Origin of the sequence: Phormidium sp. CCY1219 (genome assembly GCF_035615515.1) — a bacterium.
Classification (GTDB): Bacteria; Cyanobacteriota; Cyanobacteriia; order Cyanobacteriales; family Laspinemataceae; genus CCY1219.
Window position 1 is genome coordinate 19446 of sequence record NZ_JAJENT010000951.1, and the last position, 14427, is coordinate 33872.

A 14427-nucleotide genomic window follows, 5' to 3' on the forward strand; every position below is an offset into this window, starting at 1 on the left:
CAGGAATGAGAGGGCGTTTTTGATGGGACGAACCATCTGAGGAACAAACTGCAGCGGCGATCGGGGTCAGGGAGGAATGTCCCGGCATTTCTCGCTCCCTGAGCAGCGATCGGCAATCGGCGGGTAGGGGAGCAAAAGGGTCTGACTTCACCGGGCCGTTGTTGGCGACCCCACAACCGATTGCGTTGTAGCAGGTAGGGGGGTTACAAATTATCCACTATCCCTAGAATGAACGGGTTAAATGTATCCAGAATAATCCCCTTTCCGGTTCGATACCGATTGGCTTAATTTTAACATAATTTGCCACCCAATTCAACGGTAAAAGTTGAGAGTCCAATGAGCGATCTAAAAATGACCACGGCTGCCAGCATTTTAGTAGTTGACGATACTCCGGACAACTTGAGCTTGTTAACGCGATTGTTGACCAAGCAAGGATATAGGGTTCGAGGGGCGAGGGAAGGTGGCATGGCAATCGAAGCCGCAAGAGACGATCCGCCGGACTTAATTTTGCTGGATATTTTAATGCCCGGGTTGGATGGCTATCAAGTTTGCGAACGGTTAAAAGCCGACGAGAGAACCCATGAAATTCCGGTAATTTTTATCAGTGCATTGAGCGAATCATTTGATAAAGTCAGAGGATTTTCCGTGGGAGGAATTGATTATATTACGAAACCATTCGAGCTGTCAGAAACGATGGCGAGAATCGAGATGCAATTGAGGGTGGGTAGGTTGCAGAGGCAGATTGCCAAACAAAACCGTCAATTGCAACAAGAAATCAGCGATCGCTTGCGAGCGGAAGCGGCGCTGGTAGAGAGAGCAAACACCCTACGCGATCGCAATGAAATTTTAACCCAACTGGCAAAAAACCCAGCCCTCAAACGGGGAGATTTAAAAACTGCAGTGCAAGCGATTGTGCAAGCGAGTATCGAGAACTTGAAAAGCGAACGAGCCAGCGTGTGGTTGTTCGACGAAACGCGCAGGCAATTGCAATGCATCGAGTTATTCCCACGCCATTCTCGATCGCACGATCGAGCAGGGGAAAGAAAAGTCGAAGATTATCCGAGATATTTTCAAGAATTAGAACGAGGAGTGGCGATCGCCGTAGGGGATGCCCGCCAGGATCCGCGCACCCGAGAATTAGAGACGGGAGCGTTAACGCCAACACAGATCCCCGCGAGACTCGACATGCCGATATATCTTGGGGGAGAAACCGTGGGGGTATTTTGTGTAGAACAGTGGGGAGAAACGCCTCAGGAGTGGACGGAAGCAGACCTGAATTTTGTGCGCTCTTTAAGTGAGTTAGTGTCATTGGGGATAGAAGCGCGGGAACGCGAGCGAGCGGAACGGGCGCTAGAGAACGAATTGCATCGCAGCAAACTGCTGCGACAAATCACCGAACAAATTCGCGCGCAGTTCGACCCGCAGCAAATTTTTGAAACCGCCGCCACACAAATCGGGCGGGCATTTCAAGTGAATCGCTGTTCCATCCATACCTATTGCGATCGCCCGCAGCCCAAATTATCCTTAGTCGCTCACTACGCCGAGAAGGGGTACGAACTGTTCCACAAGTTAGAGGTACCCATCGAGGGCAATCCGCACCTCGAGGTCATGTTAGGGGAAGATCGAGCCATTTGCGCCGAGGAAGGGGGAGAGAGGGAGCAAGCGGGCTACTGTTGGGAAGCCCAATCACTGCTGAGCGTTCGCACGTCATACAACGGGCAACCCAACGGAGCGATCGGCTTGCACCAGTGCGATCGACTGCGCCAGTGGAGTGCAGAAGAGCGAGAACTGCTCGAAGCGATCGCCGCACAACTCGGAATCGCGATCGCCGGAGCGCAACTGCTCGATCGCGAAAAACAGGCTTGCGCCGAACGCGATCGGCAAAACCGACAGCTTCAGCGCGAAATTAACGAACGTCGCCTCACCCAAAAAGCCTTGGAACAAAGCGAACAGAAACATCGCGCCCTCGTCGAGACCTCCCAAGACCTGATTTGGTCGATGGACATTCGGGGACGCTATACCTTTGTCAACCCTGCCGTGGAGCAGATTTATGGCTATTCTCCCGCCGAAACTCTCGGGAAAAAATATACCCAATTTGTCAGTGCCAAGCGACTGAAACAAGATAGAAAAGCCCTGCGAAATTTGTTAGGGGGAACCCCGTGGGTGAAATACGAAACCACCCATATTGCCAAAGACGGCAGCGAAATCCACCTCATTTTTAATGCCATTCCCCTGCGAAACAGCGAAGGGCGCGTCATTGGCACTACAGGCACCGCCACCGACATCAGCGATCGCCTGCGGTCCGAAATTGAAATTCTCCGCAGCAAAGACTTACTCGAATCGATTTTCAATGAATCTGCCGATGCAATTTTTCTCGTCAATCCTGAGAGCAATAAAATTGCCGACTGCAATCGCCGTGCGGTAGAACTATTTGAAGCACAGGGGAAAGAAAATCTCATCGGGTTGGAAGAACACAGCCTGCAAAAACAGCCTTTTTCAGCCGAAAAAATAGCGCAAATCAGCACAGAAGTGAGCCGGGAGGGTTGTTGGAGTAGCGAACTGGAATACATCACGAAAAGCGGCAAGACATTTTGGGGAAACTTAGCCATCAAACCGATCCGAGTGGCGGGGCAGGAAATGACCCTAGTGCGCGTCACCGACATCACCGATCGCAAACAAACCGAAGAAGCCTTGTTTTCCATTGTAGAAGGAACCGCCGCCACCACCGGCAATGAATTCTTTTCCTCCTGCGTGCGCTATCTCGCGCGAGTGCTGCAAGTGCGATATGCGGCGATCGCCGAACTCATCGATGAAACCACATGTCGCTTTCGCACTTTAGCCTTGTGGACCGGCGAAACCTGGGGAGAAAACATCGAGTACCACCTCAAAAAGACATCCGAGGAAGACCTCACCTCCCGGGAAACCCCTACCGCCCTTCATTGTGCCGAAGCATTCCTGTTGCACGATGGCGCATCGGACCACTTAAGGGTAGAAAGCTTTGTGGGAATTCCATTACTCAACTCCGAGGGAAAATACATCGGACATTTAGCGGTGTTCGATATGGACGTCAGGGAGAACAACTCCGGGAGAGAATCGATTTTGACAATTTTTGCAGCGCGTGCCGCCGCCGAATTGGAGCGACAAAAAGCGCAAATTGCATTAGAAGAAAGTGCCGAACGAGAACGAGCGATCGCCAAAGCCCTGCGACGAATGCGGCAAACCTTAGATTTAGAACAAATCTTCAGCGCCACCACCTCCGAACTGCGGCAAGTCCTCAACTGCGATCGCGTCGCCGTCTATCAGTTTAATGCCGACTGGAGCGGTACATTTGTCTGCGAATCCCTGGGCAGCGAATGGAAACCGTTAGTGATAAAATACCCCGAAAACGGCTCGACAATCCGCTACACCATTAACGATGAAAATTGCACGATTATCGAATGGAAAAGCGCCTCAGAAAGCCTCGAAGATACCTACTTAAAACAAACCCAAGGCGGTGCATACGGGCGCGGCGCGAACTGCCTGGTGGTGGAAGATATTTACGCCGCCGAATTTGAACCCTGTTATCTCGAACTCTTAGAATCCTTTCAAGCCAAAGCCTACATTACCGTACCGATTTTCTGCGGCAAAAAACTCTGGGGATTGCTCGCCGCCTATGAAAATAAAAGCCCTCGGCAATGGAAAGAAGCCGAGGTTAATATCGTAGTGCAAATCGGCATTCAACTGGGGGTGGCGCTCCAGCAAGCTCAACTCCTGCAACAGACCAAGCAGCAATCCAACGCCCTGCAACAAGCGGCCTATGCTGCTGATGCGGCGAACCGCGCAAAAAGCGAATTTCTTGCCGCTATGAGTCACGAATTGAGAACCCCACTCAATGCCATTCTCGGCTTTACGCAACTGATGAACCGGGACATAAATTTATCCCCAGACCAGCAAGAAAAACTGCGGATTATCAATCGCTCCGGCGAACATTTACTCGGTTTAATTAACGATATTTTAGAAATGTCGAAAATCGAGGCGGGGAGGACGACTTTTAACCAAACCAGCTTCGACCTGTTAGCCTTGCTCGAAACTTTAGAAGAAATGCTGCACCTGAAAGCGAATGCGAAAGGATTGAGGCTGATTTTCCAGCGAGGAACCAACCTGCCCCAATATGTCAAAACCGATGAAGGAAAATTGCGACAGGTTTTGATTAATCTGTTAGGGAATGCGATTAAATTTACCGAAAAAGGGTCGGTGAGCTTGCGCGTTCGCGTGGGAGAAGGGGAAACCAACCCCTCGGGACTGCAGGAACAATTCTCCGAACGTCTTTATTTTGAAATCGAAGACACCGGGCCGGGAATTTCCCCAGAAGAGCGCGATCGCCTCTTTGAACCCTTTGCCCAAACCGAAATCGGTGAAAAATCCAACCAAGGAACCGGGTTGGGGTTGCCGATTTCGCAAAAATTCGTGGAATTTATGGGCGGCGAAATTACACTCAGCAGTACCCCGGGCAAGGGGAGTATTTTTTCCTTTCATATCGCGATCGCCAAAGCCGATGCTAGCCAAGTGGAACACAAGAAACCCCGGCGCAAAGCGATCGGCATCGTGAGCGATCGCACCTATCGAATTTTAGTGGTAGACGACGCTTATGAAAGCCGTTTGTTGTTAAGCACCCTGTTTCAATCGATTGGATTTCAAGTCCGCGAAGCCGAAAATGGGCGAGAAGCTGTGGAATTATGGCACAGTTGGCAGCCACAAGTTATCTGTATGGATATGCAAATGCCCGTGATGGATGGATATGAAGCCACTCAAGCCATTAAACGCAGTCCCGGCGGTGAAAAAAGCCTGATTATCGCTCTAACCGCTAGCGCTTTTGAAGAAGATCGCAAGCAAGTTTTGTCCGTGGGTTGCGATGAATTCGTCCCCAAACCCTTTCGCGAAGAACTCTTGCTCGAAAAAATAGCCGATTGCCTCAAAATTGCATATGTTTACGAATCCGACAATTGCCAAGCGCAAAAGGAAACTTCTGATGAGCTTTCCATTTCCCCCGATCGATTGCGGGAGTATGTGTCTCAAATGCCCCCCCACTGGGTCGCGCAAGTTCATCGCGCCTCCTGCTTGGGTAGCGACGATCTGATTTTGCAATCCCTCGAACAGATTCCCCCAGAACTGGATCCTTTGGCAACGGCACTGACACAGTTAGCAGATAATTTTCAATTTGAAATCATTATGGAACTAACGCAACCGGAGGAGGGATGAAAAAATACCCCGTGGTGTGTCACCCTAGATACATCCACTACAGTAAAAATGCCGAATCTGCAAGGGATATTCCATCGGATGAGAGCCGCTCAGTTCATCATTGACGGAAATCGTCTCCCGGTGGCCGAAAAAGCTCTAAACTTAAAATAGTTGTTTATCGTGATTTATCCGGATATTAGATGAATTTTATTCAGGTCGATCCTTCCAAACATAACATTCTCGTTGTTGACGATACCCCCACCAACTTGCGGTTTTTAGCAAAACTCCTCAACCGCGAAGGGTATAATGTTTATAAAGCCTTAAACGGGCAAATGGCGCTGATGGCTTGTCAAACCGCAAGCTTCGATCTCATTTTGCTCGATATAATGATGCCGGATATGGATGGTTATGAAGTCTGCCAAACCCTAAAAGCGGATCCGAAGACTTGCGAGATTCCCGTGATTTTTCTCAGTGCCCTAGATGATGCCCTGGATAAGGTGAAAGCATTTAGCATCGGCGCTGTGGATTATATCACGAAACCGTTTCAATTTGAAGAAGTTTTAGCCCGGGTTCAATATCAACTGGCGCTCAAGGCAGCAGAAGCAGAAATTCTCAACCTCAATGCGGAACTCGAACAGCGCGTCAAAGAACGTACCCGTCAGCTCGAATCTACCAATGAAGCCCTCAAAGAAGAAATTGTGGAACGCAAGCAGTTGCAAATTAAGTTGCTTAATATGGCTCTGCACGATCCGCTGACGAATCTGCCGAATCGCGCGTTTTTGATGGGGCGCTTAGACGAGGCGATCGCCCGCGCCAAACAACAGGAAGAGTATCAGTTTGCGGTGCTGTTTCTCGACTGCGATCGCTTTAAAGTGATTAATGATTCCCTCGGTCATTTTGTCGGGGACGAACTGTTAAGCGCCATCGCCCGTCGCCTGGAAATGTTGTTGAGCGAAGCCGATACCCTGGCCCGTCTCGGCGGCGACGAATTTGCCATCCTTTTAGAACAGGTCAGCGATATCGGCATGGCCACCGACATGGCAGAAAATATTTTGCAGTCCCTTTCTAACCCGTTTCAACTGTCGCGATATGAAGTGTTTATTAATGCGAGTATTGGGATTACTTTAGGCGATCGCGAAGATGACAAACCGGAATATTTATTGCGCGATGCCGACACCGCTATGTATCGCGCAAAGGCATTGGGAAAAGCCCGCTATCACGTCTTCGACCCAGGAATGCACCAAGAAGCCCTGCAGCTTTTAGAGCTAGAAAACGATTTGCGAAGAGCGGTAGACCGGAAAGAATTTATCGTTTGTTATCAGCCAATCGTTTCTCTGCAAACCGGCACTATTTCTGGGTTTGAAGCATTGGTGCGCTGGCGACATCCCACCCGGGGCATAATTTCGCCGGCGCAGTTCATTCCCATTGCAGAAGAAACCGGTGCGATCGCCGAGATTGACCTTTGGGTTTTGCAGGAAGCTTGCGATCGGCTAAAACAGTGGCAGATGCGCTACCGCCGCAGCACTCCCCTCACCGTCAGCGTCAACCTTTCCGGGCGCTTGTTTTCCCAAACGGATTTAACTGAAAAAATTGCCACCATCCTCACTCAAACGCAACTGAACCCCAAATACTTAAAACTAGAAGTCACCGAAAGCGCTTTAGTGGAGAATCCAGACCGCGCTATGAAACTGATTCAGAAACTCCAATGCAGCAATATTGAATTATGCATCGATGACTTTGGCACCGGATACTCTTCCCTGAGCTATCTGCATCGCTTCCCTTTTAATACCCTCAAAATCGACAAGTCTTTCGTGGATCGCATAGAGCAAACCCGGGAACAAGGGTTGGTGATGGCGATTATTCAGATGGCTCATACCCTCGGCATGAGCACGATCGCCGAAGGCATAGAAACCTCCTCCCAATTCGCCCAACTCCAACAACTTCACTGCACCTTCGGTCAGGGTTATCTTTTTGCTAAACCTTTGCAGAGTTCAGCCGTTTTAGAGTTGCTGGATTCTTCACCCCAATGGCGATCGACACCCACAGGGGGAAAAATCACATGAATCACCATGCAGACGAACCGCTAAAAGGCAATATTCTCATCGTTGACGATACACCGGATAACCTGCGCCTGTTATCCTCCATGCTGCAAAATCGCGGCTATCGGGTTCGCAAAGCCTTAAACGGAAAAATTGCCCTGATGGCTTGCCAAACCTTACCCCCGGATGTCATTTTACTCGATATTAATATGCCGGATATGAATGGCTACCAGGTTTGCCAAGCCTTGAAATCAATGGATAAAACTTGCGAAATTCCGATTATCTTTATTAGCGTTTTAGATAACGTTCAAGATAAGGTCAAAGCCTTTGAAGTCGGTGGCGCGGATTACATTACCAAACCGTTTCAATTTCCGGAAGTCGAAGCGCGGGTGGAAAACCAACTCAACCTGAAGCGCTTGCAGAAAGAACTACAGGAAAAAAATCAATTGCTTGAATTGCAAAATGCTCGACTGCGCCAGGAAATCGAAAAACGCCGCCACGCAGAAGATGCTTTACAACAAGCTAACCAGCAGTTAAAGGAATTGGTCTGTGTGGATGGCTTAACTCAGGTGGCCAATCGGCGGCATTTTGATGAATATTTACAAAAACAATGGCAGCGATCGCAGCAAGACTGTTCCCCCCTTTCTTTGGTACTGTGCGATATCGATTTTTTTAAAAATTATAACGATACCTTCGGTCATCTCGCCGGCGATGCTTGCTTGCAGCGTGTGGCAAAAGCCATTTACCGGGCGGTGAACAGACCCAACTATTTAGTCGCCCGTTATGGCGGCGAAGAATTTGTGGTCATTCTGCCCGCTAGCAATATTCGTAACGCTTTGCGCGTCGCGAAACGCATCCAGCACGAAATACAGCAACTCCACATCCACCATCCCGCTTCTGCTGTCAGTCCATTCGTGACGTTGAGCCTCGGAATTGCCAGTACCATCCCCCGCGATCGCGACTGCTTAAATGACCTGATCCATCGCGCCGATAAAGCCCTTTATCGCGCGAAAAAAGAAGGCCGAAATCGCTACTGCATTGACCTGCTGCGATCGCCCCCACGCGACCCCCAACCCTGCATTAATCCCCCCTTTCCTTGCGATGGATAAATTCCCCCCCCGATACTCTCCTTTTCCCCCACCTCCAGTCTCTCTCTATCACCCCCTAACTGTGAATTCTCGGATGTGGATACAGGGTGGAGAGCAATTCGCTTTCTACATTGGCTAATTCCTCTAACCGCGCTGTCACGATGTCTCGCTCAAAATACGTGGTCGCTAAAATCCAATACGCCCCATAATGTCTCGCCTCCGATGCCATCAAACTGCGATAAAATTTCGCTAATTCCGCATCGGGACAATGTTCCCCCAGCAAGCCCAATCGTTCGTGACTGCGCGCTTCAATCAGTCCGTAAACTAATAAGAAATCTAAAAATCTCTCGGGTTCGTTGCGGCGAATTTGCGCTTTTAATCCCGCCGCATAAGGGGGCGCATTTAACGGCGCTAAGGGAATACCCCGCTTCTCGAGATGCTGGTTGACTAATTCAAAATGCTCCAGTTCTTCTCTGGCGATCGCGGTCAGCATTCGCACCATTTTCTCGTTCGACGGGTAGCGAAACATTAAATTTAACGCTACTCCCGCCGCTTTTCGTTCGCAGTGAGAATGATCCAGCAAAATTGTCTCTATATTGTCGATCGCTAACTCCACCCACTCGGGCAATGTCGGTTGCTTGAGAAATTTAATCGTTTGCACGGTTGCAGCACTCATCTGGAATTTGGCATCAAACCTTCCCATCCCCAAGGGACAGTTTGATTCTATCTCAAATTCCTCCCCAAGCGGCATCCGCGATCGCTTTTTTTATCTTTCCCCTCACCCTCTCCCCCCACGAGGCGCGATCGCCATCATTTGCCCCCTTGCTTAACCCGGTTGTCTCCCCGTCGCTGGCGTAAGTCTAAAGGTTCAATGGTTTCCGGAACGCCGTTTTATTACCATATTTTTCCAAACATGTCAATCCCAATCAAACCAAGCCATCCGGAAGTATCTGCTGGGGTGTGGTTCGCCGCCTACTTCGCCTCTGTCTCTCTACATCTTCTCGCCGCCTTTTGCTGGGTACAAGAGGTGAAACGCGCCGATCGCCCCCCGACCCTTTCCGATGCGATCGCCGTTCACTTAATCGAAATCTCCGCCGAAACCCCTTCCTCCCCCCCACCCACACCGGAACCCGAACCGGAACCCACACCGGAACCCGAACCGGAACCCCCCACCCCGCGCTTCACCACTCGTCGGGAAACCTCCGATTTCTCTCCCAAACCCCCACCCCCACTCTCCCCAGCACCATTAATCCCTCCCCCACCAGCGCCTGCACCCCCACTCCCCTCCCCAAGAGAACGCCTCACCTCTCGTCGCGAACTCTGGGAACCAGACCTAATCCCGAACCTCATCACCCCGGAACTCTCCCCCCAACCCGAACCAGAACCCACTCCGGAACCAACTCCGGAACCAACTCCCGAACCAACCCCGGAACCAACACCGGAACCGATACCGGAACCAACTCCCGAACCAACCCCGGAACCAACTCCGACTCCGGAACCAACTCCAGAACCAACACCAGAACCAACACCAACTCCCGAACCAACACCAGAACCAACACCAACTCCCGAACCAACTCCAGAACCAACACCAACTCCGGAACCAACTCCCGAACCAACACCAACTCCCGAACCGACACCAGAACCGGAACCCCTTGCTAATTCCTCACCCGCGCCAGCGGAACCCACGGAAGGGCAAGAGACAGAAACGGGGTCAAACACCGAAACTGGGGTCGGGGTGATGGCAACGCTGACAAACGTTCGCCTTGCCAATCATGGCAGAGATATTCCCGATCGCGCCGCCCAGGTTATCGAACAGCCCCCCGAGTTTTCCGCGATCGTCTACCCCTCAAACCGACAAAGCCCAATTACGGAAGAATTGGTGTTAACCTTATTAATCGACCCCACCGGTCGCGCCGAACTGCTCGCCGTCCAACCAGAGGCGGTGGGTCAGGAGTATTGGGACTTCGCCCTTCGCATCACTCGCCAGTTGAACTTCACACCTGCCGAAACTGCAGGTCAGCCGGTGGCTTGCTTGCTAGAGGTTTACCTCAAGGTGGAGCGCCTGTAAAAAAAAATTTGCCAAACCGCTTGTCAAACCAGAAAAGTATGTTATTATTGTTAATGCTGGCGAGAAAACGCTGCGCGGGCATAGTTTAGTGGTAAAACCATAGCCTTCCAAGCTATTGATGCGGGTTCGATTCCCGCTGCCCGCTTTCCACCGATGTTGCTGGGACTTCAAGTCAGCAGGCGATCGCTTTTTCCGGCATCGTCATCTCCACTTGAGAAAACCACAAACGAGCATCAAGATTTCATCGCCATCCATAATCGCGATCGCCTCAGAAGTAGCGTCTAACTGATGCTCTCCCCTGGTTTTCACTCTGCGGCAAACTCTTATCTTATGCCCCTCCAACTACGCCCAGCGGTGAAGTCACAAAACCCTATCCAATAAAAATATGCCTCTTTATCGGGCAAGCTTGACTCCCTTAAATTTAGAGCGTTTCAAGGGGATTTTATCCTACTTCTCTCATTTCAATGCTACTGGTAAAATCAGCATTAGATTTAGCGGGGGGTTTTGCAAGTGATTTCGGCTTCAAAGGGTATTTGGATCGGAAAAAATAAGTAAGCTTTCCCTACCTTCAAAACCGGCCCACTCAAATCTTCTGCAATTTCTAATTTGCGATCGCCCAAGTCTAGGCAATCCGGCTGCTTAATTGCCAATTGACAATATAAGACGAATTTACCTGTAATTTCACTCCGAGGGCGGCCCCGGAGGAGGATCCAGGCAAACTGGATTAGGGGGAAAGCAGATAAAACGGCCCCTCACATTTGCCCTTGCCCTCGCATCGAGGGGGGAATTCACCCAAATGGAGTAGGCAAACCGCCCGAGGTGAAGATATGCTATAAAGTATTGCGAATTGTTAAAATTTGTTAAGCTAATGTTTATTAACCCGGTTGCCACAGCCAAACTGAAAGCCTCCCTAAAAGAGAAACTATTTTTCGGAAACGAACCCACCCCAGAACTGATAGCCATTCTGCTGGTGTATTTTGTCCAGGGGATTTTAGGGTTAGCCAGACTTGCCGTCAGTTTCTTCCTAAAAGACGAACTGGCGTTAAGTCCGGCGGAAGTGTCGGCCTTGATGGGTATAGCAGCTTTTCCGTGGATTGTCAAGCCCCTATTCGGATTTATTTCCGATGCCTTTCCCATTTTCGGCTATCGCCGACGGCCTTATATTGTGTTATCCGGACTGTTGGGTGTCCTCTCCTGGGTCAGCATGGCGACAATCGTACACACGGGGTGGGCGGCGACAGCGGTGATGCTGCTGAGTTCCCTGTCAGTGGCGGTGAGCGACGTGATTGTAGATTCCCTGGTGGTAGAGCGCGCGCGAAAAGAATCGCTTTGCGACGCGGGTTCCCTGCAATCCTTGTGCTGGGGGTCATCAGCAGTGGGCGGGCTGATTACCGCCTATTTGAGCGGTTCTCTGCTGGAAGCCTTTAGCACGCAAACGGTGTTTTTGATTACCGCTACCTTTCCCTTGCTGGTGTCTGGAGTGGCGTGGTTAATTGCGGAAGAACCGGTGCGCGACGCTCATCAGGGGTTGAGCAACGTGAAAGACCAAGTGAAACAGCTCAAAGGTGCGATCGCGCAAAAATCCATTTGGTTGCCCACCGCCTTTTTATTTATCTGGCAAGCCACCCCCTCATCGGATTCCGCCTTCTTCTTCTTCACCACCAACGAATTGGGATTTGAGCCGGAATTTCTAGGGAGAGTGCGACTCGTCACCAGCATCGCCTCCTTACTGGGGGTGTGGTTGTTCCAGCGCTTTTTGAGAAGTATCCCCTTTCGCACAATCTTCAGGTGGTCAACCGTGCTTTCCGCAGTGCTAGGAATGAGCGCATTGCTCCTCGTCACCCACGCCAACCGGGCGATCGGGATAGACGATCGCTGGTTCAGCATTGGCGATAGCCTGATTCTCACCGTCATGGGACAGATTGCCTATATGCCCGTATTGGTACTCGCCGCCCGCCTGTGCCCGAAAGGGGTAGAAGCCACATTATTTGCCCTGCTGATGTCCGTAACCAATTTAGCCGGACTTCTGTCATACGAAGAAGGCGCACTGTTAATGCATTGGTTGGACGTGACGCAAACCCAATTTGATAACCTCTGGATATTAATTACGATCGCCAACCTCAGCAGTTTGCTGCCCCTCCCCTTCCTCCACTGGCTTCCCGACGGTGACAACAGCGATCGCACCTCCACCAAAGTCTCCCCGGTTTCCCCACCCGAATCCCAGCCCTCCGTAGAAAGCCTGCAAGCATAACTCCCACCCAGGAAGGATGACAAAATCACCCTCATCCTTCCCGGTTGACAGCCTCAGATAAATCCGCTAAAAAACAAAAAGTTAAAATTTGTAAATTCAACGCAATATGCAAACGAAAGACCGCCTTTCCTCCACCCAACCCAAGCGCGATCGCCCCTACGATCGCGAAGACTGGAAAAAAGGTTACGAATCCCAACCCAACGAATATGACTACTGGATAGACAACATCGAGGGAGAAATTCCCCCAGACCTAGAAGGCACCCTTTTCCGCAACGGTCCCGGCTTACTCGATATCAACGGGCAGCAAATTCATCACCCCTTTGATGGCGATGGAATGATTGCCAAAATCGCCTTAAAAAACGGTCGCGCCTACTTCAGCAATCGCTACGTCCGCACCGAAGGCTACTTAAAAGAACAGCAAGCCGGAAAAATTCTTTATCGTGGCGTTTTTGGCACCCAAAAACCCGGCGGATGGCTGGCCAACTTCTTCGATTTCAACATCAAAAATATTGCCAATACCCACATTATTTACTGGGGCAATAAACTCTTAGCATTGTGGGAAGCCGCTCAACCGCACCGACTCGATCCAAACAGCTTAGAAACCATCGGCATCGACTCCCTAAACAATGCCTTGCAACCGGGAGACGCCTTCGCCGCCCATCCCCGCATCGACCCCCATTGTGAAGCTGACGGCGGCGAACCTTGTTTGGTGAATTTTTCCGTAAAACCCGGACTGTCTACCACCATTACCATTTACGAACTCAATCGCGCCGGAAAAATGGTGCGACGCCACGCCCATTCCGTGCCAGGATTTGCATTTTTGCACGATATGGCCATCACGCCAAATTACTGCATTTTCTTCCAAAATCCCGTCAGCTTTAATCCTTTACCATTCCTGCTGGGATGGCGCAGTGCCAGTCAGTGCTTGCGGTTCAATCCCCAAGAACCCACCAAGATTATTTTAATCCCCCGCAACGGCAAAGATACGGTAAAAATTTTAGAAACCGAGCCTTGTTTTGTCTTCCATCATGCCAATGCATGGGAAGAAAACGGCGAGGTGTTTGTCGATTCGGTGTGCTACGATTCGTTTCCCTCCCCGGAACCCGACGCGGATTTTCGAGAAATAGATTTTGATACCATTCCGGCGGGACAGTTGTGGCGATTTCAGGTGAATTTAAGCCGGGAAACCGTAACCCATCAAACCCTAGAATCTCGCTGCTGCGAATTTCCCACCTTGCATCCGCAAAATGTGGGACGCCCGTATCGGTATTTATATATCGGCACAGCCCACGAAGCGGCAGGAAATGCACCTTTGCAAGCCATTTTAAAGCTCGATTTAGCCACCGGAAATCGGCAGCTTTGGAGTGCAGCGCCGCGCGGTTTTGGCGGCGAACCGGTGTTCGTGCCCCGTCCAAATGGCACCACAGAAGATGATGGCTGGGTGTTATTGTTGATGTACGATGCGGCCCATCATCGTTCGGATTTGGTGATTTTAGATGCGCGGGATTTGGATTGCGGACCGATTGCGCGATTGCATTTAAAACATCATATTCCCTATGGGTTGCATGGGAGTTTTACTCCGGAGTGCTTTATCCCGCAAGGGTAGGTAGTTAGGTAGGGTGGGCAATGCCCACCCTACGGTTGTATCCCGGTTTCCTTGAGAAAGTGAATCGAAAATCTGTCGGTGGGAGGATACGGATTCTCGGGGAAAGGAATTACAAGTAAAGCAGCAAAATGTTTGCATGTGAGTGCTTTTGGCACTCT

At 50.6% G+C, this 14427-nt stretch carries 8 protein-coding genes and 1 tRNA gene; 8 read left to right on the forward strand and 1 reads right to left on the reverse strand.

Annotated elements, in window-relative coordinates:
• Positions 1-336 precede the first annotated feature (336 nt).
• From LKK83_RS30775 to LKK83_RS30785, 3 genes are all read left to right on the forward strand, one after another.
• Entirely contained in the window at positions 337-5238 is a 4902-nt protein-coding gene (locus tag LKK83_RS30775; protein WP_324635279.1) for a GAF domain-containing protein, read from the forward strand.
• 179 nt (positions 5239-5417) lie between these two features.
• Positions 5418-7280: a two-component system response regulator gene (locus tag LKK83_RS30780; RefSeq protein WP_324635280.1), complete on the forward strand. Its 1863-nt coding sequence runs from the start codon at positions 5418-5420 to the stop codon at positions 7278-7280.
• Positions 7277-8365 (forward strand): PleD family two-component system response regulator, encoded by a 1089-nt coding sequence (locus LKK83_RS30785; protein WP_324635281.1) that lies wholly within the window; start codon positions 7277-7279, stop codon positions 8363-8365. Before LKK83_RS30780 ends, LKK83_RS30785 begins: the two co-directional genes overlap by 4 nt.
• Positions 8366-8420: 55 nt before the next feature.
• Here LKK83_RS30785 and LKK83_RS30790 read toward each other — a convergent pair whose 3' ends face one another.
• The gene (locus LKK83_RS30790) at positions 8421-9020 is read right to left on the reverse strand and encodes a tRNA-(ms[2]io[6]A)-hydroxylase (RefSeq protein ID WP_324635282.1); all 600 of its coding nucleotides are present in this window, start codon (positions 9018-9020) and stop codon (positions 8421-8423) included.
• Between the two features lie 41 nt (positions 9021-9061).
• Here LKK83_RS30790 and LKK83_RS30795 point away from each other — a divergent pair, with 41 nt between their 5' ends.
• The 5 genes from LKK83_RS30795 (at position 9062) to LKK83_RS30815 (ending at position 14269) form a co-directional block, all read left to right on the forward strand.
• On the forward strand, positions 9062-9202 hold the full coding sequence (locus LKK83_RS30795) for a hypothetical protein (RefSeq protein WP_324635283.1): 141 nt from the start codon (positions 9062-9064) through the stop codon (positions 9200-9202).
• A gap of 55 nt (positions 9203-9257) precedes the next feature.
• Positions 9258-10412, forward strand: coding sequence for a hypothetical protein (locus tag LKK83_RS30800; protein WP_324635284.1), 1155 nt, complete (start codon positions 9258-9260; stop codon positions 10410-10412).
• 74 nt (positions 10413-10486) lie between these two features.
• Positions 10487-10557: transfer RNA gene (locus LKK83_RS30805), tRNA-Gly, on the forward strand.
• A 723-nt stretch (positions 10558-11280) separates the two neighbouring features.
• A complete protein-coding gene (locus LKK83_RS30810; protein ID WP_324635285.1) occupies positions 11281-12663 on the forward strand; it encodes a folate/biopterin family MFS transporter in 1383 nt (460 codons plus the stop codon).
• A 106-nt stretch (positions 12664-12769) separates the two neighbouring features.
• Positions 12770-14269, forward strand: a complete 1500-nt coding sequence (locus LKK83_RS30815; protein WP_324635286.1) for a carotenoid oxygenase family protein — start codon at positions 12770-12772, stop codon at positions 14267-14269.
• Positions 14270-14427 lie beyond the last annotated feature (158 nt).

Bases quoted from the DNA above. Each gene is read 5' to 3' on its own strand.
- LKK83_RS30780 (WP_324635280.1), top strand. From the start codon at position 5,418: ATGAATTTTATTCAGGTCGATCCTTCCAAACATAACATTCTCGTTGTT.
- LKK83_RS30775 (WP_324635279.1), top strand. From the start codon at position 337: ATGAGCGATCTAAAAATGACCACGGCTGCCAGCATTTTAGTAGTTGAC.
- LKK83_RS30790 (WP_324635282.1), bottom strand. From the start codon at position 9,020: ATGAGTGCTGCAACCGTGCAAACGATTAAATTTCTCAAGCAACCGACA.
- LKK83_RS30785 (WP_324635281.1), top strand. From the start codon at position 7,277: ATGAATCACCATGCAGACGAACCGCTAAAAGGCAATATTCTCATCGTT.
- LKK83_RS30810 (WP_324635285.1), top strand. From the start codon at position 11,281: ATGTTTATTAACCCGGTTGCCACAGCCAAACTGAAAGCCTCCCTAAAA.
- LKK83_RS30815 (WP_324635286.1), top strand. From the start codon at position 12,770: ATGCAAACGAAAGACCGCCTTTCCTCCACCCAACCCAAGCGCGATCGC.
- LKK83_RS30800 (WP_324635284.1), top strand. From the start codon at position 9,258: ATGTCAATCCCAATCAAACCAAGCCATCCGGAAGTATCTGCTGGGGTG.